Origin of the sequence: Pseudomonas sp. ANT_H4 (assembly GCF_008369295.1) — a bacterium.
Classification (GTDB): domain Bacteria; phylum Pseudomonadota; class Gammaproteobacteria; order Pseudomonadales; family Pseudomonadaceae; genus Aquipseudomonas.
In genome coordinates, this window is sequence record NZ_VOBG01000018.1 from 24,881 (window position 1) to 51,156 (window position 26,276).

The following is a 26,276-nucleotide window of genomic DNA, read 5'->3' on the forward strand; positions in this document are numbered from 1 at the left end:
TACGGCCAGTTCACAAAGTGCAGTCAGTCTTGAACCAGACCACGGCGAATGCTTCGGAAACAACGCCTGTTACGAGCTGAGTGAGAGCACAGTTGCCCACACCCGGTCTTGTTTAGCCATGAGCGTGGTCTCCCCATTGGAGAACACGGTAAATGCCAACCCGCTGCGGATTCTGCGCGCGGCAGCACCCGATTTATCAGGGATACGTGTAGGGTGGAGATGCACAACCGTCGGACTGTGTAGCACTAGGCTTATATTTAGACGCTTCATCTCGTCCACAGTCGCCGGTTGATTCCTCCTCCTGACCTTAGCTTTTGTTTAAGTGGTGCGTTAGTCACCACAGCAAACAAGCAGGACGCGTCCGTCGCGACTTTGTCCCATTGGACAGATGTCGCTGGACACTGGAGTGGCCAACCACTCTTGACGCACCTGACACCGACCGTGAGAAGTCGTGTGTGCCGAACGCCGTTTCCGGCAGCCCGGAAACCGACGGTATAACATGAAAAGAATGCTGATTAACGCAACTCAACCCGAAGAGTTGCGTGTTGCACTGGTAGACGGCCAACGCCTCTACGACCTGGACATCGAGTCCGGTGCACGCGAGCAAAAGAAGGCCAACATCTATAAAGGCCGGATTACTCGTATCGAACCAAGCCTTGAGGCTGCCTTTGTCGATTTCGGCTCCGAGCGCCACGGCTTTCTGCCCCTCAAAGAAATCTCCCGCGAATACTTCAAGAAAGCCCCTGAAGGCCGCGTGAACATCAAGGACGTCCTGAGCGAAGGCCAGGAAGTCATCGTTCAGGTGGAAAAAGAAGAACGTGGCAACAAGGGCGCCGCCCTGACCACCTTCATCAGCCTGGCTGGCCGCTATCTGGTTCTGATGCCGAACAACCCACGTGCTGGTGGTATTTCCCGCCGCATCGAAGGTGAAGAGCGCAACGAACTGCGTGAAGCACTGAACGGCTTGATCGCTCCGGCCGACATGGGCTTGATCGTGCGCACTGCCGGCCTGGGCCGCAGCAGCGAAGAAATGCAGTGGGACCTCGATTACCTGCTGCAACTGTGGACCGCTATCAAAGAAGCGTCCCTGGATCGTTCCGCGCCGTTCCTGATCTATCAGGAAAGCAACGTGATCATCCGCGCCATCCGCGATTACCTGCGCCAGGATATCGGCGAAGTGCTGATCGACAGCGTTGAAGCCCAGGACGAAGCCCTGACCTTCATCCGCCAGGTGATGCCGCAGTACGCCAGCAAGATCAAGCTGTACGAAGACAGCGTCCCGCTGTTCAACCGTTTCCAGATCGAAAGCCAGATCGAGACCGCTTTCCAGCGCGTCGTTGAACTGCCTTCCGGTGGTTCCATCGTTATCGATCCGACCGAAGCCCTGGTGTCCATCGACATCAACTCGGCGCGCGCCACTAAAGGCAGCGACATCGAAGAAACCGCACTGCAGACCAACCTTGAAGCCGCCGAAGAAATCGCCCGTCAGTTGCGCCTGCGCGACATCGGCGGCCTGATCGTCATCGACTTCATCGACATGACCCCTGCCAAGAACCAGCGCGCCGTGGAAGAGAAAGTCCGCGAATGCCTGGAAGCCGACCGTGCCCGCGTACAGGTTGGCCGCATCTCGCGCTTCGGCCTGCTGGAAATGTCCCGTCAGCGCCTGCGTCCTTCGCTCGGCGAAAGCAGCGGCATCGTTTGCCCGCGCTGCAACGGCACCGGCATCATCCGTGATGTTGAATCGCTGTCCCTGGCGATCCTGCGCCTGATCGAAGAAGAAGCCCTGAAAGACCGCACTGCCGAAGTCCGCGCCCAGGTGCCGATCCCGGTTGCAGCCTTCCTGCTCAACGAAAAACGCAACTCGATCACCAAGATCGAACTGCGCACCCGTGCCCGCATCGTCATCCTGCCGAACGATCACCTCGAAACGCCGCACTTCGAAGTGCAGCGCCTGCGTGATGACAGCCCGGAAGCACACGTCAATCTGTCCAGCTACGAAATCGCTGCTGCCGCTGCCGAAGTGGAAGAAGTCCAGCCAGCCGCCGCGACCCGCACCCTGGTTCGTCAGGAAGCGGCCGTCAAGACCGCACCGGCCCGTGCCAACGCACCGGTTCCGGTTGAAGATGTCGCCCCGGTTGCAGCACCTGCCGCCCTGCCGGAGCCAAGTCTGTTCAAGGGCCTGGTGAAGTCGCTGGTCAGCCTGTTCGCCACCAAGGAAGAGCCTGCTGCTCCAGTTGTCGTCGAGAAGCCGGCCACCGAACGCCCTGCTCGCAATGAAGAGCGTCGCAACGGTCGCCAGCAGAGCCGCAACCGTAACGGTCGCCGTGACGAAGAGCGCAAGCCTCGCGAAGAACGTGCTCCGCGTGAAGAACGCGCACCACGTGAAGAGCGCCAGCCACGTGAAGCCCGTGAAGAAACTCCGGTCGTAGCCCGCGAAGAACGTGCGCCTCGTGAAGAACGTGCACCGCGCGCACCTCGTGCACCTCGTGAAGACCGCAAGCCTCGTGGCGAGCGTGAAGAACGTGTGCGTGAACTGCGCGAACCGCTGGATGCCGCTCCGGCCGTCGCCGCTGTTGCTTCGACCGAAGAACGCCCAGCTCGCCAGCCGCGTGAAGAACGTGCTCCACGTGCACCGCGTGAAGAGCGTCAACCTCACGCCGAGCAGGCTGTTACCGCCAGCGAAGAAGAAGAACTGCTGTCCAACGAAGAGCAACTGCAGGAAGACGGTCAGGACAACGCCGAAGGCGATCGTCCACGCCGCCGCTCCCGTGGCCAGCGTCGTCGCAGCAACCGTCGCGAGCGTCAACGTGATGCCAACGGCAACGTGATCGAAGGCTCCGAAGAAACCGGCGAGGCTAACGAAGCCAACGACGACGACAGCGAACCAACCAGTGCCGAACTGGCCGCTGGCCTGGCCGTTACCGCTGCCGTTGCCCGCTCGGTCATCAGCGCACCCGCTGAAGCCCAAGCCAACGAGCAGGCTGAACGCGCCACTGCTGCCGTACAGGAAAACGCTGTAGTTGAGACGCCAGTCGTCGAAGCGCCAGTCGTTGAAGCCTCGACGCCTGCGGCTACTGAAGTGGAAGTTGCGCCAATTCGCGAAGTTCGCGAGCCTCAGCCTGAAGCCGAAGTGGTATCCGAGCCTACCGTTGTTGTTGAACAACAGCCGGCCGTTGAAGCCGCTGTCGAAACGCCAGTGGTCGAAGCAACCCCAGAAGTGCGTGAAGTTCGCGAAGAACAGACTGCCTTCCAATGGACTGCCGAACCCGCCGCCGCTTTCGAAGCACCAGCGCCTGCCCCGGTAGAAGAAACTCCAGCGCCAGTTGCTGAAGTCATCGCCGCCGAGCCAGTAGTTGTTGCAGCTCCGGTCGTCGAAGAAGCGCCAGTGGTTACCGAAGTTGCCGCTCCGGTGATTGAAGCTCCGGCCAGCGCCCTGACCGAAAATGGCCGTGCACCAAACGACCCGCGTGAAGTGCGTCGTCGCCGCAAGGAAGCCGAACTGGCTGCCGCTGCTGCTCCAGTAGCTGCACCGGTTGTCGCTGAAGTGGTCGAGGCTCCTGCCCCGGCAGCCGAAGCCGTGGTTGAGCACACTACCCCCGCCATCGACGAGAACCTGCGTTCCGTTGAGGAAGTGGTAGAGCACAACCCACAAGCCCTGGAAGAAGAGCACGAGCCTAAACCCCTCGCCTGATTCCATCGGCCACTAAAAAGCCCCGACTGAGTGATCAGGCGGGGCTTTTTTATGTCTGGCGATTGTTACCGGAAATGCAGCAACCCTGGCACATCTACATCCCACAATACCCCAGGATCATCGACCGGCACTTCTCGCACTAATGCCTGGGCAAACAGCGGTTTCGCCCCACGATCGCCAGTCAATGCCATTAATGCAGGACCAAAGGAGCGACCAAAGCCAACCGGGTGACCGTACTCACCGCCCTGAACGGGAACACTGATGCCATCTTGCCCAAGTCCCGTAACCACCTGCTCGATACTCGACGGCAGGATAAACGGCATATCCCCCAACACCACCAGCCAGCCAGTGGCTGAAGCACTGGCCGACACCGCCGCTGCGATGCTGTCGCCCATGCCTGCTGAACGCAAAAGGAGCACCTCACAACCATAAGCCTGTGCCAGACGAATAACCTCGCTTCGATCCGGCGACGTCACCACCCAACGCCTTGCAACGCTGGGCGGTAGATTTACCAGCACCTGCTCAATCATCGGTCGTATCACCCCATCACGACCCACGCAAGGCGCCAGCAACTTGTCCTGATCCGCCACAGCCCGAAATCGGCTGCCTTGTCCTGCTGCCAGGACAATGGCTGTGATTGAGCCCGTCAACTGACTGCCACCTGCAACGGTTTCTTTTGCAACAAATCAATCCCGTTCTTGATGGAGACAATCTCCGCCATCAACGACAAAGCGATCTCCGCCGGGGTATGGCTACCGATATGCAAACCGATAGGGCCATGCAGGCGAGCGATCGCATCCGTCGTCAACCCCAGGGCTGCCAAATTGTCCCGACGCTTCTGACTGTTGACCCGCGAACCCAAAGCACCAATGTAGAACGCCCTAGAGTTCAGCGCCGTGAGCAGCGCCATATCGTCCAGGCGCGGATCGTGGGTCAGCGCGACGATGGCCGTGCGCTCGTCAGTCTGGATATTGAGCACCGCGTCATCGGGCATACCTGGCACGAAGCGCCCGTGCTGTTCTTCCCAGCCATAGACGAACTCCTTGCGCGGATCGCAGATCAGCACTTCGAAATCCAGCAACCGAGCCATTTCTGCCACGTAGCGCGACAACTGTCCGGCACCGATCAACAGCAAGCGCCAGCGAGGGCCGTAAATGGCCCGCAGGCGCTCACCGTCAAAACTCACGGTGTCGGTCTTGTCTGCGGGGCTCAAGATGACTTCGCCGGTCGCCAGGTCCAACTCTCTGGCGACAACCTCATGGGCCTCACAGCGTGCCAGCAACTCGGCCACCCAACCCGCATCGGTCACCCGCTCCTGCGTGAGACGCAAGGTTCCGCCACAAGGCAGACCAAAACGTGCTGCGTCATCTCGCGTGACGCCATACGTCACCAGTTGCACTGGCGGCCCATCGTCGGGCAAGCGACCGTCCTGCAAACGGGCGATCAAATCGTCTTCAATGCACCCGCCAGAGACCGAACCAATCACCACCCCATCGCCCCGCAAGGCCAACATGGCCCCCGGTGGGCGCGGCGCACTGCCCCAGGTCTGGACCACGCTGTACAGCACCACCCGCTGCCCAGCCCGGCGCCACTCCAGCACGCTGCGCAAGACGTTCAGATCGACACTGTCCATCAGCCCTTCGTCTCCTGCTGCCAACCCTGCAATTGATAACGGACCGGCAAATTACGGATACGCTTGCCCGTAGCGGCGAAGATTGCATTGCACAGCGCCGGTGCAATCGGCGGCACACCCGGCTCACCGACACCACCCAACGGTACATCGCCTTTTGGCGTGACCAGGTGCACGGCGATTTCCTTGGGCGCCAGGGACATGCGAGCCACTTCGTACATATGGAAGTTGTCCTGCTGGACCTTGCCGTCCTTGAAGCTGATTTCTCCCAGCACCGCATTGCCCAGCCCCATCACGCAAGCCCCCTCGAACTGCGAGCGGATGCGCTCCGGATTGATCTGCGGGCCACAGTCAACGGCAATGTCCGCCTTGTGCACGATCAGGGTGCCGTCGTCTTTGACTTCCACCTCGATCACCGCTGCCACGTAGGTAACGAAACTGTAGTGCACCGCCAGCCCCAGCCCACGACCCTTGGGCAGCTTGCGGCCCCAACCAGCGGCTTTGGCAGCGGTTTCCAGTACGCCACGCAAGCGTGCGGTGTCGATGGGGTAGCGCTCTGGCGATTCGCCATAGTTCCACTCATCACTCAAGGTCTTGGGATCGATCTGACGATCCGGGCCCAGCAATTTCAGCTGGTACTTCAACGGGTCTTGACCCGCATTGTGGGCCAATTCATCTACAAAGCTCTGAATTGCAAAGCCGTGGGGGATATTTGATACCGAGCGGTACCAGCCAACCCGGGTATGGGCCACCGCTTCAGGGTTTTCCAGGCGCACATTGGGAATCGCGTAGGCCATGTTGGTAAATCCCATGCCCAGTTCGAATGCGGCCTCATGGTTCATGCCGGGGGCAAACAGCGCAGTGATGCTCGGCGCCACCGTGCGGTGCAGCCATCCCGACGGCATGCCGTCCTTGTTCAGGCCGGCCTTGAGGTACTCGGCGGACACGGTATGGAAGTAGGAATTGTGGATATCGTCCTCACGCGTCCACTGCACGCGCACCGCCTTGCCAGGAAACGCCTTGGCCAGGATTGCCGCTTCAACGATGAAGTCGGGTTTGGACTTGCGACCAAAACCACCACCCAACAGCGTGACATTCAACGTGACGTTATCGAACGGTAGCCCTAGCCGCTCAGCGATTCGCTCACGACTGACTTGTGGTGCCTGGCTTGGCGCCCAGGCTTCGCACTGCCCCTTGTCGAATCGGGCGATGGCCACCATCGGCTCCATCGGCGACTGAGCCAGGTGCGGCAAGTAGTAAGCGGCTTCGAGGGTGCTGTCGGCGTCGCTCAGGGCCTGATCGATACTGCCGGTGTTGCGCACCACTTTGCCGGGTTTCAACGCGGCCGCTTCCAGCTCCTTGCGGTAGTCGATGGAGTTGTAGCCGGCGTTGATGCCGTCATCCCAAACAATCTGCAAGGCTTCGCGACCCTTGATCGCCGCCCAGGTATTGCTGGCGACAACTGCTACGCCGCCCAAAGGCTGGAATTCCGACGGCAAAGGCCGGCTTTCGATTTCCAGCACGTTGAGCACACCCGGAACCTTCAATGCCGCGCTGGCATCGAAGGATTTGACCTTGCCGCCATAGACCTTCGGACGGGCAATGGTGGCGAACAACATGCCGTCGAAATGCACGTCGGCACCATACACCGCGCGGCCGTTGACGATGTCGGCACCGTCGATGGCTTTGGTGCCTTCCTTGCCGATGTAGCGAAACTCCGACGGCTGCTTGAGCCGCAAACCGTCGCGAGCCGGCACCGCCAGCGCACCGGCGGCAGCGGCCAGGGCACCATAGCCCAGCTCGCGGCCGCTGGGCTGGTGAATGACTTTATGCAATTGCGCGCGGCACTCGCCCACCGGGACTTTCCACTGCTCGGCAGCGGCCTGCTCCAGCATGGTCCGCACGGTAGCGCCGCACCGACGCATTGGCTCATACCAGTGACGCATGCTGCGTGAGCCGTCGGTGTCCTGGTTGCCGAAACGCACTTCGTCACCCGAGGCCTGCTGAACCTTTACGAGCGCCCAATCGGCGTCCAATTCATCGGCCACTACTAGGGTCAGGCTGGTGCGCACGCCCTGGCCCATTTCCGAGCGGTTACAGATCACGGTGACGGTGCCGTCGGTGGCAATACTGACGTAGACCTTGGGGTCGTCGATCACGCCATTGGGCATGGCGTCGCCACCGTATTTCTTCACCGCGTCTTCGGCAAACGCGTCGGGCAAACCCCAACTGGCGGCGATAACCAGAGCACCGGTGACGCCAACGCCTGCGAGGAAGCCACGGCGGCTGAGGTTGTTCAGTTTGAAATCATTGGGCAACTGGCTCATGCCTTGGCTCCCTGCAGGTGCGTGGCGGCCTGGCGGATCGCGGTCTTGATCCGGTTGTAAGTGCCACAACGGCAGATATTGCCGACCATCGCCTCTTCAATCTGCTCGTCGCTGGGATTGGGGTTGGTTTTCAGCAACGCGGTGGCGGACATGATTTGGCCGCCCTGGCAGTAGCCGCATTGGGCCACGGCGGTGTCCAGCCAGGCTTGTTGAACCACTTGGCCGACAGGGTCAGTGTGCAGGTTATCGATGGTGCTGATGTTCTGGCCCTTGACCGCGCCAATCGGGGTGATGCAACTGCGGGCGGGCGAGCCGTCGATATGAATGGTGCACGCGCCACACAGGCCCATGCCGCAGCCAAACTTGGTGCCGTTGTAACCGGCCACATCGCGGATGGCCCACAGCAGCGGCATATCCTCGGTGACGTCCAGTTGATGGTCTTGACCGTTGAGCTTCAGGGTAATCATGGGCACGCCCGCATATTTATGGGTTATGGGGTCGAGCAATCTGCCGCCAGGGGTAGAGTAGAGTTGGTACACGCAGATTGACTCAGGCTAGTCAGGCTCTCTTGTGAAGACGGATCTTCACCGGGCCTTTTATAAACAGCGTCTATAGAGCGATAAACAAACATCGTTAGCCAGCTAAGTTAACCCAGCAAGCAGAGCGGTGTGAAGAGTAAAAAAAACCCTGCAATGCAGGGCTTGATTCACTCTTGAAGAAGCGTAGCTCAATAGCGATTGGGCTCCATTTCCAGATCAACCTGGAAGCGCTGGGCAATGTCCTGCTGGATTCGTTGCGCCAGATTGGAAATTTCCAGGCCCGTTGCCCCGCCGTAATTGACCAGCACCAGGGCCTGCAAGCGATGCACGCCGGCGTCGCCGTCGCGAAAGCCTTTCCAACCGGCCTTATCAATCAACCAGCCAGCTGCCAACTTCATCTGCCCACCCGCCTGAGGGTAGGCCACCAGATCCGGGTACAGTGCCTGCAACTGGGCAGCCAAGGCCTGGGAAACCAAGGGGTTCTTGAAAAAGCTGCCGGCATTGCCCAGCACCGCCGGGTCAGGCAGTTTCTCCCTACGAATGCTGCAAATCGCCCGACTGACATCGCTTGGCGTCGCTTGGGTAATCCCCTGCTCGGCCAAACGCTGTTGCACCGGACCATATTCGAGCTTCAAGTGCACAGCGCGACTCAAGGCAAAACGCACCCGCAGGATCAACCAGCGCCCGACTTCATGTTTGAACAAGCTATCGCGGTAGGCAAAGTTACATTCGTCCAGGCTGAAATCCCGCAACTCGCCGGTCTGGCGATCCAGCGCGGTGAGGCCGGCAAACATGTCCTTGATCTCCACACCGTAGGCGCCAATGTTCTGCATCGGCGCCGCGCCGACCGTACCGGGAATCAGGCTGAGGTTTTCCAGGCCGGAAAAACCGTGCTCCAGGGTCCATAACACAAACGGATGCCAGGCTTCACCAGCTTCGGCTTCGACAACCACATGAACGCCATCATCGTGCACCACCCGAATACCCTGGGTGGCCATGCGCAACACCATGGCCTTAATGTCCCGGGTCAGCAGCAGGTTGCTGCCGCCGCCAATCACCAGCAACGGCAATTGTTGCCCGGCAGCGTAGGCCAGGGCTTCACGGACATCGGCATCACTGCGGGCCTCGGCAAACAACTGGGCACGCACATTGATACCAAAGCTGTTGAATGCCTTGAGCGAAACCTGCGCCTGCACTTGCAAGGTCATAACCGCCCCTTCAATTCAATCACCAACAAATCACAGGCGTGCTCGATCAGGTCCAGGACCCGTTCGAAGCCTTGCTCGCCCTCGTAGTACGGGTCTGGCACCTCGTCCACCGCCGAGTCGTAACGGCGCAGAAACAGGTCCAGATCCGCCTTGCCTTGAGCAGGCTGCATGGCCTTAAGGTTATGCAGGTTGCTCTGGTCCATGGCGAGGATCAGGTCATAGCGGACAAAATCAGCACGCGACACCTGCTGCGCGCGCTGAGCCGACAGGTCGTAGCCCCTCTGTAGCGCCGCGCGCTGGCTGCGCTTGTCCGGCGCCTTGCCAATATGCCATTCGCCGGTGCCAGCCGAGGCGACTTCAACCTGCCCAGCCAGCCCGGCTTCGCGCAATTTATGGCGCAGTACACCTTCAGCGGTGGGCGAGCGACAGATATTGCCCAGGCAGACGAACAAAACCTCCATCAGGCCCCCAGCAGGCGGCGGACGCGCTCAAGGTCTTCAAGGGTATCGACACCGGCCGGCGGCGCTTCCAGGGCATCATCCACGTGAATACGCACGCCGTGCCATAGTGCACGCAGCTGCTCCAGGGATTCGGTGCTCTCCAGCCAGCACGGGCCCCAACTGACAAAGTCATGGAGGAAACCGGCGCGGTAAGCGTAGATACCGATATGGCGGCGATACGGCACGCCCGCCGGCAATACGTCACGGCTTTTGGCAAAGTCATCGCGCGCCCACGGCAAGATGGCACGACTGAACGTCAGCGCCAGGCCATTAATGTCGCTGACCACTTTCACCACGTTCGGGTTGAACAGCGTTTCAATGTCTTCGATCGGCTCGGCCAAGGTCGCCATACGTGCTTCAGCGTGGGCCGCCAGGTTGGCCGCCACCTGATCGATGACACCGGGGGGAATCAACGGCTCGTCACCTTGCACGTTGACCACAATGGCGTCAGGCGCCAGCCCCAGGTGCGTGGCCACTTCGGCCAAGCGGTCAGTGCCGGAGTTGTGGTCTTCACGGGTCAGCACCGCTTCAGCGCCGAACGCTTTGCACGCTTCAATGATGCGCACATCATCAGTGGCCACCACCACCCGTTCGGCGCTGCTTTTGCAGGCCTGTTCCCAGACAAGCTGGATCATTGGCTTGCTGCCGATCATCTGCAGCGGCTTGCCCGGCAGACGGGTGGAGGCGTAACGGGACGGGATGACAACGGTGAAGGCGGTGGTCATTTATCCAGGCGCTCGTCGGTGGTCAAGGTACGGGCTTCGCTTTCCAGCATCACCGGGATGCCATCACGGATCGGGTAAGCCAGGCCGGCACCCTTACTGATCAGCTCGGTTTTGTCGGCGCTGAGCTTGAGCGGGCCTTTGCAGATAGGGCAAGCGAGGATGTCGAGCAGTTTGGTGTCCATGAATGTTTCCTGGATAAAAGCGTTTTAAGGCAAAAGGCGAGCAGGCAGCAGACGCATCAATTGCGTATTGAACCAGGCGACGAACGCCGGTGACGGTGCCGCATCCACCGCAAGGTACCACCAGTGGGCTTGCGCAAAGGCGCGGCACTTCACCGCGTCCTTCTCGGTCATGACCAGCGGCAGTGACGGCGTGAAACTCAGAACCTCGGCGCTGTAGGGCGCATGGTCGGCAAAAGCATGGGGTATCGGCAGCCAGTGTAGCGTTTCAAGGGTATTGAAGAAACGTTGCGGGTTACCAATGCCAGCGACAGCGTGGACGCGCTGGCCCAGCGGAAAATGATCCAGCGGCTTGCGCTCGCCGGTTTGCAAATTGACCAGCGCGGTGGGCAGCAGACGGAAGGCAAAACCATCATCACGATCCGAGCCTGCGCCGTTATAAAGAAGCGCATCGACGCTTTGCAAGCGTTCCACCGGCTCGCGCAACGGCCCCGCCGGCAGGCACCGGCGATTGCCCAGGCCTCGGGCCGCGTCGATCAGCACCAGTTCCAGGTCACGGGCCAATCGGTAGTGCTGCAGACCATCGTCGGAAAGAATCAGGTCCAGTGTTTCGCTGGCCAACAGCGCCTGCACGGCGCGACTACGGTCGGGGTCGATCATCAGCGGGACGCCGCTGCGCTGCACGATCAACAGTGGTTCGTCGCCCGAGACCTCGGCGCTGTGGCTAGCTTCAACCCGCCAGGGTAACTGCGGCGGCTTGGCGCCGTAACCGCGGCTGACCACGCCGACCCGCAAACCGCTGCGTTGGCAGTGGTCGATCAACCAGAGAATCAACGGCGTCTTGCCCGTGCCACCGACAGTGATATTACCGACCACCACCAGCGGCACCGGCGACTGGTAGATCTCGCCCTCGCCCGCCAGGAAGCGTTCACGCTTGCGCCGCACAACCCGGCGATACAGCCATTCCAGCGGCTGCAAGAGCTTGAGGGCGGGATGGCCGGTGTACCAGGCACGCAGCAAACGATCGGACATGCTCATCAGGGTTGGCCCGCCGCCTCGACGGTGGTCATGCGCAAATGGCTGAAGCCGAGCTTGCCGGCGGCGTCCATCGCGGTGATCACGGCCTGGTGCTGGGTCTTGCCATCAGCGCTGATGGACAGCGGCAGCTGCGTATCACCGCCGGACTCTTTCTGGAGTGCATCCATCAGGCTGGCCAGATCGTTTTTCTCCAGCAACTGGTTATTCACCGAAAACACCCCATCGACGCTAATGGCAATGTCCAGTTGCTTGGCCTGCGGGTCTGGCGCCGGCGAGCCGCTGACGGCTTCCGGTAGATCGACCCGCAGTTGGGTTTCCCGGGTAAAGGTGGTGGTCACGACAAAAAACAGCAGCAGGATGAACACCACGTCGATCAACGACGCCAGGTTGATATCGACGTTTTCCCGTTGTTTGCGGCGAAATTTCACGCTTTGCCCTCAACCAGATCGACATCACGGTCGCCCTGCACCACTTCCACCAGCTTGATGGCTTCCTGCTCCATGCCCACCACCAGCTCATCGATCCGGCGTTGCAGGAATCGGTGAAAGAACACTGCCGGAATACCGACCATCAGGCCTGCGGCCGTGGTGATCAAGGCCTTGGAGATACCCCCGGCCAGCACTGCAGCGTTGGTGGTCATGCCAGAGCCCATAAAGGAACTGAAGATGTCGATCATCCCCAGCACCGTGCCGAGCAACCCAAGCAGCGGCGCCATGGCGGCGATGGTGCCCAAGGCATTGATGTAGCGCTCCAGTTCATGGATGACCCGGGCAGCAGCTTCTTCGATGCATTCCTTCATGATCTCGCGGCCATGCTTGGAGTTGGCCAGCCCCGCGGCCAGGATCTCGCCCAAGGGCGAGTTGGCCCGCAGCTCCTTGAGCTTGTCCTTGCCCAGTTGCTTGTCTCTGATCCAGCGCCAGACCTGCCCCAGCAGATGGGGCGGGGTCACGCGGCTAGCGCGCAGGGTCCACAAGCGTTCGGCGATGATACCGAGTGCGGCGATGGAGCTCATAATGATCGGCAACATCATCCAGCCGCCGGACTTGACCAATTCCCACACAGTGAACGCCCCTTCGAAAAAGTGCGCCACTTTAGCATATAGGGTTGCGCGCAAGGGCCTACCTGCCCGAGGCCATCATGTCGCAGGCGCCGGTCTTTGGTTACGGTCGATTACCGCTGGCATTGTCGGAACCTCTCGCCAGAACCGGCGCTGGCCGCGAGCGGCTACTGGCTTCTGAAAGGTGCCCAATTGCAGGCGCAGGGCGCCCATTTCGGCACTGTCATAAATGGCACTGCCCAAGACCCGGTAACGCTCCAGCACCTGAGGATGCGGATGGCCAAACGCGTTGCTGCGACCACGAGAGATCAGCACGGCCTTGGGCGCGAGCCGCTGCAATAGAGGCCATGAAGAAGAGCTGCGACTACCATGATGAGGTGCTTGCAGCCAGTCAGTACTGACCGCCAGTGACGTGGCCAGCAGCGCCCTCTCTGCATCGCGGTCGATATCTCCGGTCAGCAGCAGTCTCTCGCCGTTGGCCACTACCTGCAGCACACAGGATTTCTGGTTGCCGCTGCGGGCATCCAGCCACTGCCATAACTCGAACCTCACCCCATCCCATTCCCATTGCTCACCGCTGACACAAGGTTGAGTGCCCAGGAAAGCGGGCAACCCGTTGGTTTCTCCGCCTACCACACGCTTGACGGGTAACCCCTGAGCAACGGCCACCGCGCCACCGGCGTGATCAGCATCGGCATGACTGAGCAGCATCAAGTCCAACTGCGATACACCCATCTTGCGCAGGGAAGGCAGCACCACGCGTGCGCCAAGGTCGAACTCGCCAAACCGAGGCCCGGCGTCATACAGCAGGGTGTGGTTGCGGGTACGCAGCACGATCGCCAACCCCTGCCCGACATCCAGTTGCATCACATCGACCTGCCCGCTGGAGATCGATTCACGGGGTGGGAACACCGCCAACAGCAGCATCGGCCAGCCCAGCAGGCGAAACGGAACGCCTTTGGGCATCAATAACAGCACCGCCCCCACCAGGCTCACCAGCCAATACCCGAAAGGCACCTCGACAGGGACCCAGGCCGCAAAATGCTCCGCCAACAGCGCCAGGGCCCTGAATAGCCAATCAAGGGTGCCACCCGCCAGCCATAAGAGGGATTCGCCAATATAAGGCACTGGCAACAAGACCGTACCCAGTAGTGCCAGGGGTAACACCACCACGCTGATCCACGGTACCGCAAACAGATTAGCCAGGGGCGCAGTCAAGCTGATGGGCAAGCCGAGGATCAGCAACAATGGGAACAGACCGATAGCAATCAACCACTGGGCACGGGTCCAGGCCTGCCAGGCTCGCCAGGGACCCAGCCGCCCGCTGAACGCCAGAACCAGCACCGCCACGGCGGCAAAGGATAACCAGAACCCCGGTTGCAGGCTCGCCAATGGTTCCAGGATCAAGACAGCGTTGAGCGCCAGCAACAGCGGCCACCAGATGCCCAAGTGACGAAACCGCAGGCGCCACAACAATACCAACCCGACCATCACACAGGCCCGTTGCACCGGCACTTCAAAACCCGCCAGCAAGCCATAGGCCAGTGCTGCGGCGAACGCCAGGCCACAAGCCCAGGGCAACCACGGCAATCGTCTCGGCCAACAACCGTAACGGGCCAGCCCGGCGACCAGTCCATAGATCAATCCCGACAATAGCCCGATGTGCTGGCCGGAGATCACCAGCAAATGCACAGTGCCGGTGTCTTGCAATATGCGCCAATCCTCGGGCGCCAACCCGGAACCATCCCCCAGCACCAGTGCAGCCAGCCCTGTTGCACGGCCTTGGGCATCCACGGCCAACAGGCGCTGGCGAATCGAATCGCGCCAGGCATGCCGGGCAGGCGCCAGGCGCTGGCCATCCTTGACCGAACCCGTGGCGCCGATGCGCTGGGCCAATAGCCAGGCTTCATAGTCAAAACCATGGGCATTGAGCAAGCCGGACGGACGCTTGAGAGTGACAGCCAGGCGCCAACGCTCGCCACTGTGAACCGGGGGGCCTCCATGCCAGGCCACGCGAATGAGCTTGGGCAGCTTGTCCTTGCGCGACCGGCTATCGCTCAGTTCAAAGCGCACTACGTCGCCATTTTGTTGCGTCAGCCCGGTGACGCGAGCTTCCAGCCAACGGGTCTGGCCATCCAGTTCCTGTGCAAGCCGGTCATCCAGCGCCCACTGCGCGCTGAAGCTGGCCCAATTCAACCCCAGCAAAAAAAAAGCCAATGGATACGTGCGAAATGGCAGTAGCATCAACGCCAGGACCAGCAGGACCAGCAGCCAACCAACCGGCGGCAACGCCGGCAAGAACCGCAAGGCAAGTAGCCCCAACGCGAGCGCGAACATCCCTGTGCGCATGAGTCATTCCTTGAAAGTGACCCATTGAGTCTTAGCCGAGCCGACTACGCGGAGTATGATCTTTTGTCACAAAGTCTGAATTTCCCGTTCATGGAATACGGGCATACTTGCCCCTCGAACTGACCTGGACCCCTTATGCCACGGCGCTTATTCAAACGGTACATGCCCGATCCGACCAGCATCAGGGAACACAAATCCTTACGCTTTCTTGGCACGCTGCTGCATGACCCAAACCTTTGGCACCTCAATCGGCACTCTGTAGCCCGGGCCATGGCCGTGGGCCTGTTTGCCGCGTTTATCCCCATTCCCTTGCAGATGTTGCTGGCCGCGGTCCTGTCCATTGCCGTGCGCGGCAATATGCCGCTCGCCGTTAGTCTTGTTTGGCTGACCAACCCGATTACTATGCCGGTGGTGTTCTTCTGCACCTACATGACCGGTACCTGGCTGATGAACGTACCGCCGCGCGGCCTTCCCGACGAGTTGACCTGGGAATGGATCAGCGAGCAGTTATCGACGCTTTGGCAACCGTTTCTGCTGGGCTCGGTGGTGTTGGGGTTGGTACTGGGAGCGTTGGCCTATTGTTTGACCATGGCCTATTGGCGGTGGTGGGTTGGCCGCCAGTGGAAAAAGCGCAAACAGCGCAACCTGTAGCCAGGCAAAGATCTCTCCTCGATTCGCTCGCACCCCCTGCACCGTCATCGAGTTTCAATGGCTCGTTCTTCGTCTCGCATATTCATTTTGCAAGATTTGCGGCCCTGCGAATGGCTACACTGCGCAAGTGTCGCGAGCCGGACGCCCGCGAAGAATTTCGATCACCATGTGGTAGCAGGAGAGTGGCGTGTTTAGACGAACGGGGATAAAAGGCCGCGTACTGTTGCTGACATTATTACCTACCAGCTTGATGGCGTTACTGCTGGGCGGTTATTTCACCTGGATGCAACTGTCGGAGCTGCAAACCCAGCTGCTCAATCGCGGCGAGATGATTGCCGAGCAACTGGCGCCATTAGTGGCGCCGGCGTTGGGTAACAAGAACACCGACTTGCTGGAGCGCATTGCCACCCATTACCTGGAGCAACCCGACGTACGAGCCGTGTCTTTCCTGGCGCCGGACCGCTCGCCCCTGGCCCATGCCGGCCCGACCATGCTCAATCAGCCGCCCATCGGTAACAGTTCCCACCTGCTACAGCGTACCGGCAATGACGCTACCCGTTATCTGCTGCCGGTTTTTGGCCGCCATCGCAACCTCGCCGGTGAGCTGATCCCTGATGAATCCGATCGCCTGCTGGGCTGGGTCGAGTTGGAACTGTCCCACAACGGCATGCTGCTGCGTGGCTATCGCAGCCTGTTCGCCAGCCTGCTGCTGATCGCCATTGGCCTGGTCTGCACCGCCTCGCTGGCCCTGCGCATAAGCCGCACGATCACCTCGCCCATCGGCCAGATCAAGCAAGCGGTGGCGCAACTCAAGGACGGCAACCTGGAAACCCGCTTGCCACCTTTGGGCAGCCAGGAGCTGGACCAACTGGCGTCGGGCATCAACCGCATGGCCGAGACCCTGCAAAACGCCCAGGAAGAACTGCAGCACAGTATCGACCAGGCCACTGAAGACGTGCGGCAGAACCTGGAAACCATCGAAATCCAGAACATCGAACTCGACCTGGCCCGCAAGGAAGCCCTGGAAGCCAGCCGCATCAAGTCGGAATTCCTCGCCAACATGAGCCATGAAATCCGCACGCCACTCAACGGCATTCTCGGCTTCACCCACCTGCTGCAGAAAAGCGAGCTATCGCCCCGTCAGCTGGACTATTTGGGCACCATCGAAAAATCCGCCGACAACCTGCTGGGCATCATCAACGAAATTCTCGACTTCTCGAAAATCGAAGCCGGCAAGCTGGTGCTCGACAGCATCCCCTTCAACCTGCGAGACCTGATGCAGGACACCTTGACCATCCTCGCCCCGGCCGCCCACGCCAAGCAGCTGGAACTGGTAAGCCTGGTCTATCGCGATACGCCGCTATCCCTGGTGGGCGACCCGCTGCGCCTCAAGCAGATCCTCACCAACCTGGTCAGCAACGCCATCAAGTTCACTCGCGAAGGCACCATCGTCGCCCGCGCCATGCTTGAAGACGAGCAGGAGGACAGCGTGCAACTGCGCATCAGCGTCCAGGACACCGGAATCGGCCTGTCCAGCCAGGACGTACGGGCGCTGTTCCAGGCGTTCAGTCAGGCCGACAATTCACTGTCACGACAGCCGGGCGGCACCGGCCTGGGGTTGGTGATTTCCAAGCGCCTGATCGAACAGATGGGCGGCGAGATTGGCGTCGACAGCACGCCAGGCGAAGGCTCGGATTTCTGGATCAGCCTGAACCTGCCAAAAACTCGCGACGATGTCGAAGACCTGCCCTCTGCGCCTTTGCTGGGTCGCCGTGTCGCGGTACTGGAAAATCACGAACTGGCACGCCAGGCCCTGCAACACCAGTTGGAAGACTGCGGCCTGGAAGTCACGCCGTTCAACACCCTGGAGAGCCTGACCAACGGCATCACCAGCGCCCACCAGACTGAGCAGGCGATTGACTTGGCGGTATTGGGCATCACCGCCAATGATATTCCGCCGGAGCGCCTGAACCAGCACCTCTGGGACCTCGAACACCTGGGCTGCAAAGTGCTGGTGCTGTGCCCAACCACCGAGCAGATGCTGTTCAACCTGTCGGTCCCCAACCCCAACAGTCAGTTGCAGGCCAAACCGGCCTGCACCCGCAAGCTGCGTCGTGCCCTGTCCGACCTGATCAGCCCGCGTCCTTTGCGCAGCGAGCCCGGCGAGCCATTGTCCAGCCGTGCCCCAAGGGTGCTGTGTGTCGACGACAACCCGGCAAACCTGTTGCTGGTGCAGACACTGCTGGAGGATATGGGCGCAAAGGTCCAGGCGGTGGACAGCGGTTATACAGCCATCGAGGCGGTAAAAAAGGAAACCTTCGACCTGGTGCTGATGGACGTGCAGATGCCAGGCATGGACGGTCGCCAGAGCACCGAGGCGATTCGCCAATGGGAAAACGAGCGCCACGGCACGCCGCTGCCGATCGTCGCCCTTACCGCCCACGCCATGGCCAACGAAAAACGCGCCTTGCTGCAAAGCGGCATGGATGACTACCTGACCAAGCCCATCAGCGAACGGCAACTGGCCCAGGTGGTGTTGAAATGGACCGGCCTGGCCTTGCGCAATCAAGGCCCGGAACGGGGCGCCGAAAGTGTCGGCCAGGCCGCGCAACTGCTGGTCCTGGACCACGAGGAAGGCTTGCGCCTGGCGGCCGGCAAGGCGGACCTGGCGGCGGATATGCTCGCCATGTTGCTCGCGTCCCTGGAGGCCGACCGCGAAGCCATTCGTGTCGCCCGTGATGCCAACGACAACCAGGCCCTGATCGAACGCGTCCACCGTCTGCACGGCGCGACTCGCTACTGCGGCGTACCGCAATTGCGGGCGACCTGCCAACGGGCCGAGACCCTGCTTAAGCAGGACGACGCCAAGGCCATGGCAGCTCTAGATGAGCTGGACATGGCGATTGCACGGCTGGCCAGTGAGGCCCGGGTCAGCACCTAAACCCTATCAATAAAGGAACAATTTGATGCGCGTCATCCTCTTCAGCAGCCAGACCTACGACCGCGACAGTTTTCTTGGCGAGTCGTTGCCGGCAGGCATGGAGCTGCAGTTTCAGCCCGCTCGATTAAACCTCGATACCGTGGCTCTGGCCGACAACCACGAAGTGGTCTGTGCCTTCATCAACGACGATCTCAGCGCCCCGGTACTGGAACATCTGGCCTCAGGCGGTACGCGACTGATTGCCCTGCGCTCGGCCGGTTACAACCATGTCGACCTGACTGCCGCCAAACGCCTGGGCCTGACCATCGTGCGGGTACCTGCCTACTCGCCCCATGCGGTGGCCGAACATGCCGTCGCCCTGATCCTGGCCCTCAACCGCTGCCTGCACCGCGCCTACAACCGTACCCGCGACGGCGATTTCAGTTTGCATGGCCTGACCGGCTTCGACCTGGTGGGCAAGACCGTCGGCGTGGTCGGCACCGGGCAGATCGGCGCCACCTTCGCCAAAATCATGAACGGCTTCGGCTGCACGCTATTGGCCTACGACCCGTACCCCAACCCGCAGGTCGAAGCCCTCGGCGCTCGTTACATGAGCCTTCAGGAGTTGCTGACCCAGGCACAAATCATCAGCCTGCATTGCCCGCTGACCAGCGAAAGCAAACACCTGATCAATGTGCAGTCCCTGGCCCATATGCAGCCCGGTGCCATGCTGATCAACACCGGACGCGGTGGGCTAGTAGACACACCGGCACTGATTGAAGCCCTCAAGGATGGGCAATTGGGTTACCTGGGACTGGATGTTTACGAAGAAGAGGCGCAGCTGTTTTTCGAAGACTGTTCGGACTTGCCGCTGCAAGACGATGTGCTGGCGCGCTTGTTGACCTTCCCCAACGTGATCATCACCGCCCACCAGGCGTTCCTGACCCAGGAAGCACTGGCATCGATTGCCGGAACCACCCTGGCCAATATCACGGCGTGGGCAGACGATCGGCCGCAAAACCAGGTACAAGGCTGATCAGCGGTCACATACCGGGGCCATGATGGGCTGCGGCCCGTGATAGGATGCCGCGCCTATTTGGAGGATCCATGGCCGAACACGATTTCCGCTTCAGCTTGCTGAGCCCGCAACACACCCTAATCGAATGCCGCGCCCTGGTGCCGGGCCGTTATCAAGTCACCGGCAACGGCGGCTCGATCAAGAACGGCGATGTCCTGATCGTCACCCTGCGCGGCAGTAAAACCTTGTCGATGCGCCTGACTGTCGAAGGCGACGCCCGCTACTCTATCAGTCCGGCCGGCCAATGGGTCGCCATGGCCCAGGGCCCGAAGTTTGGCGAACTGGAGATTCACACCTGGAAGGCCAACTGCGACAGCTGTGACACGGTGTTGGAGTTTGAGTTCGCGGTAGAAACCAAGCTGACCAAAGCGCCGCTGCAACCGGCCGCCAACGCGCGGATCACCGAGCTGGGCTGGACCACTGACGGCGACAAACACCGCTGCCCGAAATGCCAGAAGGCTGCTCAATGAAGGCCTTGCTTGTGCTCGCCGTCCTGGGTGCAGGCCTCGCGGGCTGCGCCGGTGAACCCGTCAAGCTCAAGCAGGACCACAGCTACGTGCTGGAGTGGATCGGCGAACGGCCGCTGATGGATTACGCGCATCTAACCGTAACCCTCGGCTCTGACGGCCGGGCCTACGGTAATGGCGGCTGCAATCATTGGTTTGCACCCTACACCCTGGACGGTGACAAGCTCAGCTTCGGCAAGGTCGGCAGCACACGCAAGCTGTGCCCTGAAGCATTGATGGAGCAGGAACACCGCTTCTTCAAGGCCCTGGAAACCGTCGAGCGCTGGGATATTTCGCCCATCGAGCAGACCCGTTTCTGGCCGGCTGAAGGCAAACCTTTGCGGTTGTGGCTGGAAGAAGGCTGAAAGACCTGCAGGAGCCGGTTAACCGGCTCCGACATTAATCAGCCACGCAACGCCTTCAACTTCGCCAACACCCCTTCTGCTGTCTGCTCACCCATCAACTGTTCACGCACCTTGCCCTTGTCATCGATGATATAGGTCACGGGCAAGGCTTCGCTGCGCGGAATGTCGAATATCCCGTCCGGGTTCTGCGCCAGCACGGTGAACTTGATGCCCAGCTTGTCACTGGCGCTCTTGAGTTCTTCTCCCTGCACATTGTCGAAGTTGACCCCGAACACCCCCGCCGACTGGCCTTTGAGCTGCTCGGCCAAGGCATTCAGCTCGGGAATCTCGGTGCGGCACGGGCCACACCATTCTGCCCAGTAGTTGATGACCAACCATTGCTTGTCCAGGCGCTCGGACGCCACTTTCTGGCCGTATTGGTCAACGCCATAGTCATTGCCGCAGCCGCTGAGCAGCAGGGTTGTGATGATCGCCAATGCACCGATCAGTCGCCTTGTCATGGGTAATCCTTCGCAAAAGTGAACGTTGGCTGCGGCCTATCGCCTCTCAAGGTTCAGGACTGGGCGCAGCGCGGGTAGAATACCCGCCACCTTACGCAAGATGCGACCCGCACATGACCGATCTGACGCTTTATCACAACCCGCGCTGCTCGAAATCCCGCGGTGCGCTCGAACTACTGCAAGCCCGCGGCCTGACGCCGACCGTAGTGCGCTACCTGGAAACTCCGCTGGACGCCTCGCAATTGCAGGCATTGCTGGGCAAGCTGGGCATCCGCGCCCGACAACTGCTGCGCACCGGCGAAGATGAGTACAAGGCCCTCAACCTGGCTGACGCCAGCCTCAGCGAAGCCCAGTTGATTACCGCTATCGCAGCTCATCCCAAGCTGATGGAACGGCCGATCCTGGAAACCGCTGACAAGGCTGTGATCGGCCGTCCGCCGGAAAAAATTCTGGAGATTCTGCCGTGAGCACGCCGTACGTACTGGTACTGTATTACAGCCGCAACGGATCAGTCAGTGAAATGGCCCGGCAGATTGCCCGGGGCATCGAGCAAGGTGGGCTGGAAGCGCGGTTGCGCACCGTGCCGGCAATCTCCACCGAATGCGAAGCCGTGGCCCCGAGCATTCCGGCCGAAGGCGCGTTGTACGCCAGCCTCGATGATCTGAAAAACTGCTCGGGCCTGGCCCTGGGCAGCCCGACTCGCTTTGGCAACATGGCGGCACCGCTGAAGTACTTTCTCGATGGCACCAGCAACCTGTGGCTGACCGGTGCCCTCGTCGGTAAACCGGCTGGCGTCTTCACCTCCACCGCCAGCCTGCACGGCGGCCAGGAAACCACGCTGATGTCGATGCTGTTGCCGCTGTTGCACCACGGCATGCTGATCACCGGCCTGCCCTACAGCGAACAGGCATTGCTCGACACCCAGGGCGGCGGCACCCCTTACGGCGCCAGCCATCATTCCGGCGCCGACGGCAAGCGTGCCCTGGATCAACATGAAATCGCCCTGTGCCGAGCCCTTGGCCTGCGCCTGGCGAAAACCGCCTTGAAACTGGAGAGTGGCCGTGGCCAAGAAGCCTAAAGTCCTGCCGCCCCAAGCCTGGCTGGAACCTCGAGTCAGAGTGATGCAGGTACTGAGTCTGGTGAGTTTCCTCGGCCTGATCGGCTTGCTGTGCGCCTATTATCTGGTGTTTGCCGACCTGCACGGCGCCCGGCCCTGGGTGATACTGCTGATCGAACTGGTGCCGTTGCTGTTGCTGGCGCCGGGCATGATCGTAGGCAGCGCTCGCGGGCATTCGTGGATGTGTTTTGTGGTGAACCTGTATTTCATCAAAGGCGCATTGGCCGCCTACGATCCGAACCGGCATTGGTTCGGTGTGCTGGAAATGCTGGCGAGCCTGGCGGTGTTCTGCACGGCGCTGCTGTATGTGCGCTGGCGATTCCAGCTGGATCGGCGGTTGTCGGGGGAAGGTCAGCCGGCCTGATGGAATTGTCGGGCTGAAGAGGTTTTTTGTGGCGAGGGGGGCAAGCCCCCTCGCCACAGTGTCAGTGGTTGACTGTGTAGGCCAACATCATCGACAACTGACACATCGGCCGACCACTCTGCGTGTGCCACTGGTTGAACGCGTCCTGCACCGTTGCCAGGTCTCGCAGACTGGTGGGCACCTTGTCGATGATCTTCTGCGCACTCAACGCCGCCACCACGTCATAGCTCGGCACAAAGGTGTCCTTGCCGACCATGCGCAAAAAACGCGGTGCCGACAGCCCGCCCAACTGGTGGCCGTGCTTGCTCAAGTACTTCCACAGGCTAACGATATCGGTCACCGGCCACTCGGCGATCAACGCGCCAAAGCTGCCCTTCTCTTTCTCGATATCCAGGATCATCTGCGCATTGCGCGGCACGCTCTTGAGCTTGCCCAGGTGGCGGATGATTCGCGTGTCCTGCATCAGCCGCTCAAGGTGCTCGGCCCCCATCAGCACCACTTTTTCCGGATCGAAACCAAAGAACACCTGCTCGAACGCCGGCCACTTGGCGTCCACTACGCTGTGCTTGAGCCCGGCGCGGAACACCCGCAGCGACAAGGTCGACAGGTAGCGGTCATCGCTGATCTCGCGCAATTGCGCCGGGGTCTTGGGGACAGGCAGATGGGCTTGCAGCTCGGCCGCCGAACCGAAACGGTTCAGACAGTATTCGTGCAGCCACTTGTAATCGCGCATGCCCTCTCCTAAGAATTGAAATGAAAACGGCGCCCGCAAGCGCCGTCAATCAGAGCGTTGAAAATGCTCAGAGATTCACTACGTTGACGAAGCGCGAAGCGGCGCTTTCGTCGATCCGCAGGCTGGTGAAGTCGAACAGGTTGCGGTCGGCCAGTTGCGACGGCTGCACGTTCTGCAAACTGCGCAAGATGCTATCAATGCGCCCCGGCGTCTTGCGCTCCCAATCCTGAAGCATGTCCTTGACCACCTGGCGCTGCAAGTTTTCCTGGGAGCCGCAGAGGTTGCAGGGAATGATCGGGAATTGCTTGAAGTCGGAGTAAGCCTGGATGTCCATCTCGTTGCAATACGCCAGCGGGCGAATCACCACGTTGCGCCCGTCATCGGCCCTCAGCTTGGGCGGCATGGCCTTGAGGGAACCATTAAAGAACATGTTGAGGAAGAAGGTTTCGACGATGTCATCACGGTGATGACCGAGGGCCATCTTGGTCGCGCCTATCTCGTCGGCAAAGGTGTAGAGCGTGCCACGGCGCAGGCGTGAACACAGTGAACAGGTGGTCTTGCCTTCCGGGATCAGTTCCTTGACCAGCGAATAGGTGTCTTTCTCGACGATGTGGTACTCGACCCCCAGTGTCTTGAAGTAGGCCGGCAGCACTTCCTCGGGAAAACCAGGCTGTTTCTGGTCCATGTTCACGGCAACGATGTCGAACGTGATCGGTGCGACCTTTTGCAGGTGCAGCAACACGTCGAGCAGGGTGTAGCTGTCCTTGCCACCGGACAGGCAGACCATGACCTTGTCGCCCTCCTCGATCATGTTGAAATCGGCGACTGCTTCACCAACCTGGCGACGCAGGCGTTTTTGCAGCTTGTTCTGGTTGACCGTAAAAGTGCCCATGGCGCTTGGACCCGTGAAAGGTGTGTGACGAAAAGCGGGGTATTTTACGCAAAAATCCAGGCACAGTGGCGAGCGCGCTTGTGTGGTGAGCCATTTACAGAAGTCATTGCGATTAACCTCTGTGTTTACAGCGCGATTTGCTCTAAAGCTCCACCCTTTTTCCGGTCATCACTTCCTATACTCCGACATAAGGTCGCGCACATATATCCAGACCTTTCAGGCCAATTGGCCCGTGGGCGCTCCGTTGGGGGGCGATGGTAATAACAACAGGAGTGACTGGCATGATCCATCACGTCGTGGGACTTTTCACCCACCCCGATCAGCAATGGCGGGAAATTCGTGGCGATAAAGAAGAAAGCATCAGCCGCATGTACCTCACTCACACGCTGATTCTCGCGGCGATCCCCGCCGTAGCAGCCTTTATCGGTACCACCCAGGTCGGCTGGGTCATCGGCAATCGGTCCCCGGTCATGCTGACCCAGGAAAGCGCGCTGTGGATGACCATCATGTCGTACCTGGCGATGCTCGGCGGCGTTGCGGTGATGGGCGCCTTCATTCATTGGATGGCGCGCACCTACGACGCCAACCCGAGCATGGCGCGCTGCGTGGCGTTTGCCACCTACACCGCGACACCGCTGTTTGTCGGCGGGCTGGCGGCGCTCTACCCGCATATGTGGCTGGGGATGGTCGTCGGCACGACCGCCATCAGCTACACGGTGTACCTGCTGTATGTCGGGTTGCCGACCTTCATGAACATCAACCCGGACGAAGGCTTTCTGTTCTCCAGCTCGGTGCTGGCCGTGGGCCTGGTGGTGCTGGTGGCGATCATGGCCTTTACCGTGATCGTCTGGGGCCTGGGCATCGGCCCGATCTACACCAGCTAGCCCTCTCCAAATTGCAGGAAAAGCCACCGCAAGGTGGCTTTATGCGTTCCGCATGACCATTCGGCGCCTGACAGATTCGGAAACACCCAGGTTTGCGGCATACTGGACGTCTCTGGAGATATGTACAGCATGCCCGAGCAACTCAATACTCGCGTCGAAGATTGTTTCCAACAAGCCGAATCCTTTTTCAAACGAAGTTTCAAACGCCCCCACGTCAGCCTCAAGCTGCGTGGCCAGAAGGCCGGTGTCGCGCATTTGCACGAGAACCTGTTGCGCTTCAACCCGCAGCTGTACCGGGAAAACAGCGAAGACTTCCTCAAACAGACCGTCGCCCATGAAGTGGCGCACCTGATTGCCCACCAATTGTTCGGCGAGCGCATCCAGCCCCATGGCGAGGAATGGCAGTTGATCATGCGCGGGGTCTACGAACTGCCGCCCAACCGCTGCCACACCTATGAGATCCAGCGGCGCCGGGTTACCCGGTATATCTACCGTTGCCCGTGTGCGGACAGTGATTTCCCGTTTTCGTCCCAGCGCCATGGGCTGGTGAGTCAGGGGCGGCGGTATTTGTGCCGGCGGTGTCGGGAGACGTTGGTGTTTACCGGGGAGACTCGGGTGGAGTGAGGTAGTGTGGTGCCTGCGATGACCATAGGTATCTACACATTTCTTGAGGTTGCTGATGGCTGAGGGCCCCGGCTCTAGGGGGGCTGTTGAGTACATATCCGTTGTTGCGGTAACGGCTGCTGGCGGTTTCGCTCTTACAGCGACTCACTTTCGAAAGGCGCGAAAGTAAGCAAAGCGCTCCTGCCCTACCTATCGGCGCCTCGCTGTGGCTCGGCGTACCCGAACGAAGGCATGCCGAGCCACAGCGAGGCACCAAGTGGTGGGGCAAGAGCCTTTGGTTACTTTGGGCTTTTCAAAGTGACACGCCGTAAGGGCGTAACCCTAATCCGCCCTGACCAAAATAACGGATATGTACCCAACCCAGCCACAGCCCACAACCCCAGAATCCTGCCCGCAACA

At 60.5% G+C, this 26,276-nt stretch carries 26 protein-coding genes; 11 read left to right on the forward strand and 15 right to left on the reverse strand.

The window, feature by feature from the left end; translation table 11 throughout:
* The first annotated feature begins 508 nt into the window (after positions 1 to 508).
* A complete protein-coding gene (gene rne / locus FQ182_RS20815; protein ID WP_149413508.1) occupies positions 509 to 3,691 on the forward strand; it encodes a ribonuclease E in 3,183 nt (1,060 codons plus the stop codon).
* Positions 3,692 to 3,756: 65 nt separating this feature from the next.
* On the opposite strand, the gene FQ182_RS20820 is transcribed toward rne, so the two are convergent.
* From FQ182_RS20820 to FQ182_RS20875, 12 genes are all read right to left on the reverse strand, one after another.
* Positions 3,757 to 4,341: an NTP transferase domain-containing protein gene (locus FQ182_RS20820; protein ID WP_149413509.1), complete on the reverse strand. Its 585-nt coding sequence runs from the start codon at positions 4,339 to 4,341 to the stop codon at positions 3,757 to 3,759.
* On the reverse strand, positions 4,338 to 5,324 hold the full coding sequence (locus FQ182_RS20825) for an XdhC family protein (protein WP_149413510.1): 987 nt from the start codon (positions 5,322 to 5,324) through the stop codon (positions 4,338 to 4,340). The genes FQ182_RS20820 and FQ182_RS20825 overlap by 4 nt, the downstream gene beginning before the upstream one ends.
* Positions 5,324 to 7,648, reverse strand: coding sequence for a xanthine dehydrogenase family protein molybdopterin-binding subunit (locus tag FQ182_RS20830; protein ID WP_149413511.1), 2,325 nt, complete (start codon positions 7,646 to 7,648; stop codon positions 5,324 to 5,326). The genes FQ182_RS20825 and FQ182_RS20830 overlap by 1 nt, the downstream gene beginning before the upstream one ends.
* Positions 7,645 to 8,115 carry a (2Fe-2S)-binding protein gene (locus FQ182_RS20835; RefSeq protein WP_149413512.1) on the reverse strand — a complete coding sequence of 157 codons (471 nt, stop codon included), beginning with the start codon at positions 8,113 to 8,115 and terminating at the stop codon, positions 7,645 to 7,647. The genes FQ182_RS20830 and FQ182_RS20835 overlap by 4 nt, the downstream gene beginning before the upstream one ends.
* A 260-nt stretch (positions 8,116 to 8,375) precedes the next feature.
* Positions 8,376 to 9,395: a UDP-N-acetylmuramate dehydrogenase gene (gene murB, locus FQ182_RS20840; protein ID WP_149413513.1), complete on the reverse strand. Its 1,020-nt coding sequence runs from the start codon at positions 9,393 to 9,395 to the stop codon at positions 8,376 to 8,378.
* On the reverse strand, positions 9,392 to 9,856 hold the full coding sequence (locus FQ182_RS20845) for a low molecular weight protein-tyrosine-phosphatase (protein WP_149413514.1): 465 nt from the start codon (positions 9,854 to 9,856) through the stop codon (positions 9,392 to 9,394). Before FQ182_RS20845 ends, murB begins: the two co-directional genes overlap by 4 nt.
* Complete coding sequence (gene kdsB / locus FQ182_RS20850) at positions 9,856 to 10,620, reverse strand: 3-deoxy-manno-octulosonate cytidylyltransferase (protein WP_149413515.1); 765 nt, start codon at positions 10,618 to 10,620, stop codon at positions 9,856 to 9,858. The genes FQ182_RS20845 and kdsB overlap by 1 nt, the downstream gene beginning before the upstream one ends.
* Positions 10,617 to 10,802, reverse strand: a complete 186-nt coding sequence (locus FQ182_RS20855; protein ID WP_003174668.1) for a Trm112 family protein — start codon at positions 10,800 to 10,802, stop codon at positions 10,617 to 10,619. Before FQ182_RS20855 ends, kdsB begins: the two co-directional genes overlap by 4 nt.
* Before the next feature lie 24 nt (positions 10,803 to 10,826).
* Positions 10,827 to 11,837, reverse strand: coding sequence for a tetraacyldisaccharide 4'-kinase (lpxK, locus tag FQ182_RS20860; RefSeq protein WP_149413516.1), 1,011 nt, complete (start codon positions 11,835 to 11,837; stop codon positions 10,827 to 10,829).
* Positions 11,837 to 12,265: a biopolymer transporter ExbD gene (locus tag FQ182_RS20865; RefSeq protein WP_149413517.1), complete on the reverse strand. Its 429-nt coding sequence runs from the start codon at positions 12,263 to 12,265 to the stop codon at positions 11,837 to 11,839. Before FQ182_RS20865 ends, lpxK begins: the two co-directional genes overlap by 1 nt.
* Complete coding sequence (locus tag FQ182_RS20870; protein WP_178114498.1) at positions 12,262 to 12,897, reverse strand: MotA/TolQ/ExbB proton channel family protein; 636 nt, start codon at positions 12,895 to 12,897, stop codon at positions 12,262 to 12,264. Before FQ182_RS20870 ends, FQ182_RS20865 begins: the two co-directional genes overlap by 4 nt.
* Positions 12,898 to 12,972: 75 nt before the next feature.
* Positions 12,973 to 15,243 (reverse strand): DNA internalization-related competence protein ComEC/Rec2, encoded by a 2,271-nt coding sequence (locus tag FQ182_RS20875; protein ID WP_149413518.1) that lies wholly within the window; start codon positions 15,241 to 15,243, stop codon positions 12,973 to 12,975.
* Between the two features lie 135 nt (positions 15,244 to 15,378).
* On the opposite strand from FQ182_RS20875, the gene FQ182_RS20880 reads away from it, so the two are divergent.
* From FQ182_RS20880 to FQ182_RS20900, 5 genes are all read left to right on the forward strand, one after another.
* Positions 15,379 to 15,894, forward strand: coding sequence for a DUF2062 domain-containing protein (locus FQ182_RS20880; protein ID WP_149413519.1), 516 nt, complete (start codon positions 15,379 to 15,381; stop codon positions 15,892 to 15,894).
* Positions 15,895 to 16,081: 187 nt separating this feature from the next.
* Entirely contained in the window at positions 16,082 to 18,835 is a 2,754-nt protein-coding gene (locus FQ182_RS20885; RefSeq protein ID WP_149413520.1) for a response regulator, read from the forward strand.
* 25 nt (positions 18,836 to 18,860) lie between these two features.
* The gene (locus tag FQ182_RS20890) at positions 18,861 to 19,850 is read left to right on the forward strand and encodes a 2-hydroxyacid dehydrogenase (protein ID WP_149413521.1); all 990 of its coding nucleotides are present in this window, start codon (positions 18,861 to 18,863) and stop codon (positions 19,848 to 19,850) included.
* 71 nt (positions 19,851 to 19,921) lie between these two features.
* The gene (locus FQ182_RS20895; RefSeq protein ID WP_149413522.1) at positions 19,922 to 20,362 is read left to right on the forward strand and encodes a hypothetical protein; all 441 of its coding nucleotides are present in this window, start codon (positions 19,922 to 19,924) and stop codon (positions 20,360 to 20,362) included.
* Entirely contained in the window at positions 20,359 to 20,763 is a 405-nt protein-coding gene (locus FQ182_RS20900; protein ID WP_133099206.1) for an META domain-containing protein, read from the forward strand. The genes FQ182_RS20895 and FQ182_RS20900 overlap by 4 nt, the downstream gene beginning before the upstream one ends.
* A gap of 38 nt (positions 20,764 to 20,801) precedes the next feature.
* Here FQ182_RS20900 and FQ182_RS20905 read toward each other — a convergent pair whose 3' ends face one another.
* Complete coding sequence (locus FQ182_RS20905; protein WP_149413523.1) at positions 20,802 to 21,263, reverse strand: TlpA disulfide reductase family protein; 462 nt, start codon at positions 21,261 to 21,263, stop codon at positions 20,802 to 20,804.
* Positions 21,264 to 21,376: 113 nt separating this feature from the next.
* Here FQ182_RS20905 and arsC point away from each other — a divergent pair, with 113 nt between their 5' ends.
* From arsC to FQ182_RS20920, 3 genes are read left to right on the forward strand one after another with little or no spacing between them, the layout of a single operon-like run.
* Positions 21,377 to 21,730 carry an arsenate reductase (glutaredoxin) gene (arsC, locus tag FQ182_RS20910; RefSeq protein ID WP_149413524.1) on the forward strand — a complete coding sequence of 118 codons (354 nt, stop codon included), beginning with the start codon at positions 21,377 to 21,379 and terminating at the stop codon, positions 21,728 to 21,730.
* Positions 21,727 to 22,341, forward strand: coding sequence for an NAD(P)H:quinone oxidoreductase (wrbA, locus tag FQ182_RS20915; RefSeq protein ID WP_149413525.1), 615 nt, complete (start codon positions 21,727 to 21,729; stop codon positions 22,339 to 22,341). Before arsC ends, wrbA begins: the two co-directional genes overlap by 4 nt.
* On the forward strand, positions 22,325 to 22,744 hold the full coding sequence (locus FQ182_RS20920; RefSeq protein ID WP_149413526.1) for a DUF2069 domain-containing protein: 420 nt from the start codon (positions 22,325 to 22,327) through the stop codon (positions 22,742 to 22,744). Before wrbA ends, FQ182_RS20920 begins: the two co-directional genes overlap by 17 nt.
* Positions 22,745 to 22,805: 61 nt before the next feature.
* On the opposite strand, the gene FQ182_RS20925 is transcribed toward FQ182_RS20920, so the two are convergent.
* Positions 22,806 to 23,477, reverse strand: a complete 672-nt coding sequence (locus tag FQ182_RS20925; protein ID WP_149413527.1) for a DNA-3-methyladenine glycosylase I — start codon at positions 23,475 to 23,477, stop codon at positions 22,806 to 22,808.
* A 67-nt stretch (positions 23,478 to 23,544) separates the two neighbouring features.
* Complete coding sequence (ttcA, locus tag FQ182_RS20930) at positions 23,545 to 24,369, reverse strand: tRNA 2-thiocytidine(32) synthetase TtcA (RefSeq protein WP_149413528.1); 825 nt, start codon at positions 24,367 to 24,369, stop codon at positions 23,545 to 23,547.
* 281 nt (positions 24,370 to 24,650) lie between these two features.
* On the opposite strand from ttcA, the gene FQ182_RS20935 reads away from it, so the two are divergent.
* Together FQ182_RS20935 and FQ182_RS20940 are read left to right on the forward strand one after the other, a co-directional pair.
* Positions 24,651 to 25,253, forward strand: a complete 603-nt coding sequence (locus FQ182_RS20935) for a Yip1 family protein (RefSeq protein ID WP_149413529.1) — start codon at positions 24,651 to 24,653, stop codon at positions 25,251 to 25,253.
* Positions 25,254 to 25,382: 129 nt separating this feature from the next.
* A complete protein-coding gene (locus FQ182_RS20940; RefSeq protein ID WP_149413530.1) occupies positions 25,383 to 25,877 on the forward strand; it encodes a SprT family zinc-dependent metalloprotease in 495 nt (164 codons plus the stop codon).
* The last annotated feature ends 399 nt before the right edge of the window (positions 25,878 to 26,276 follow it).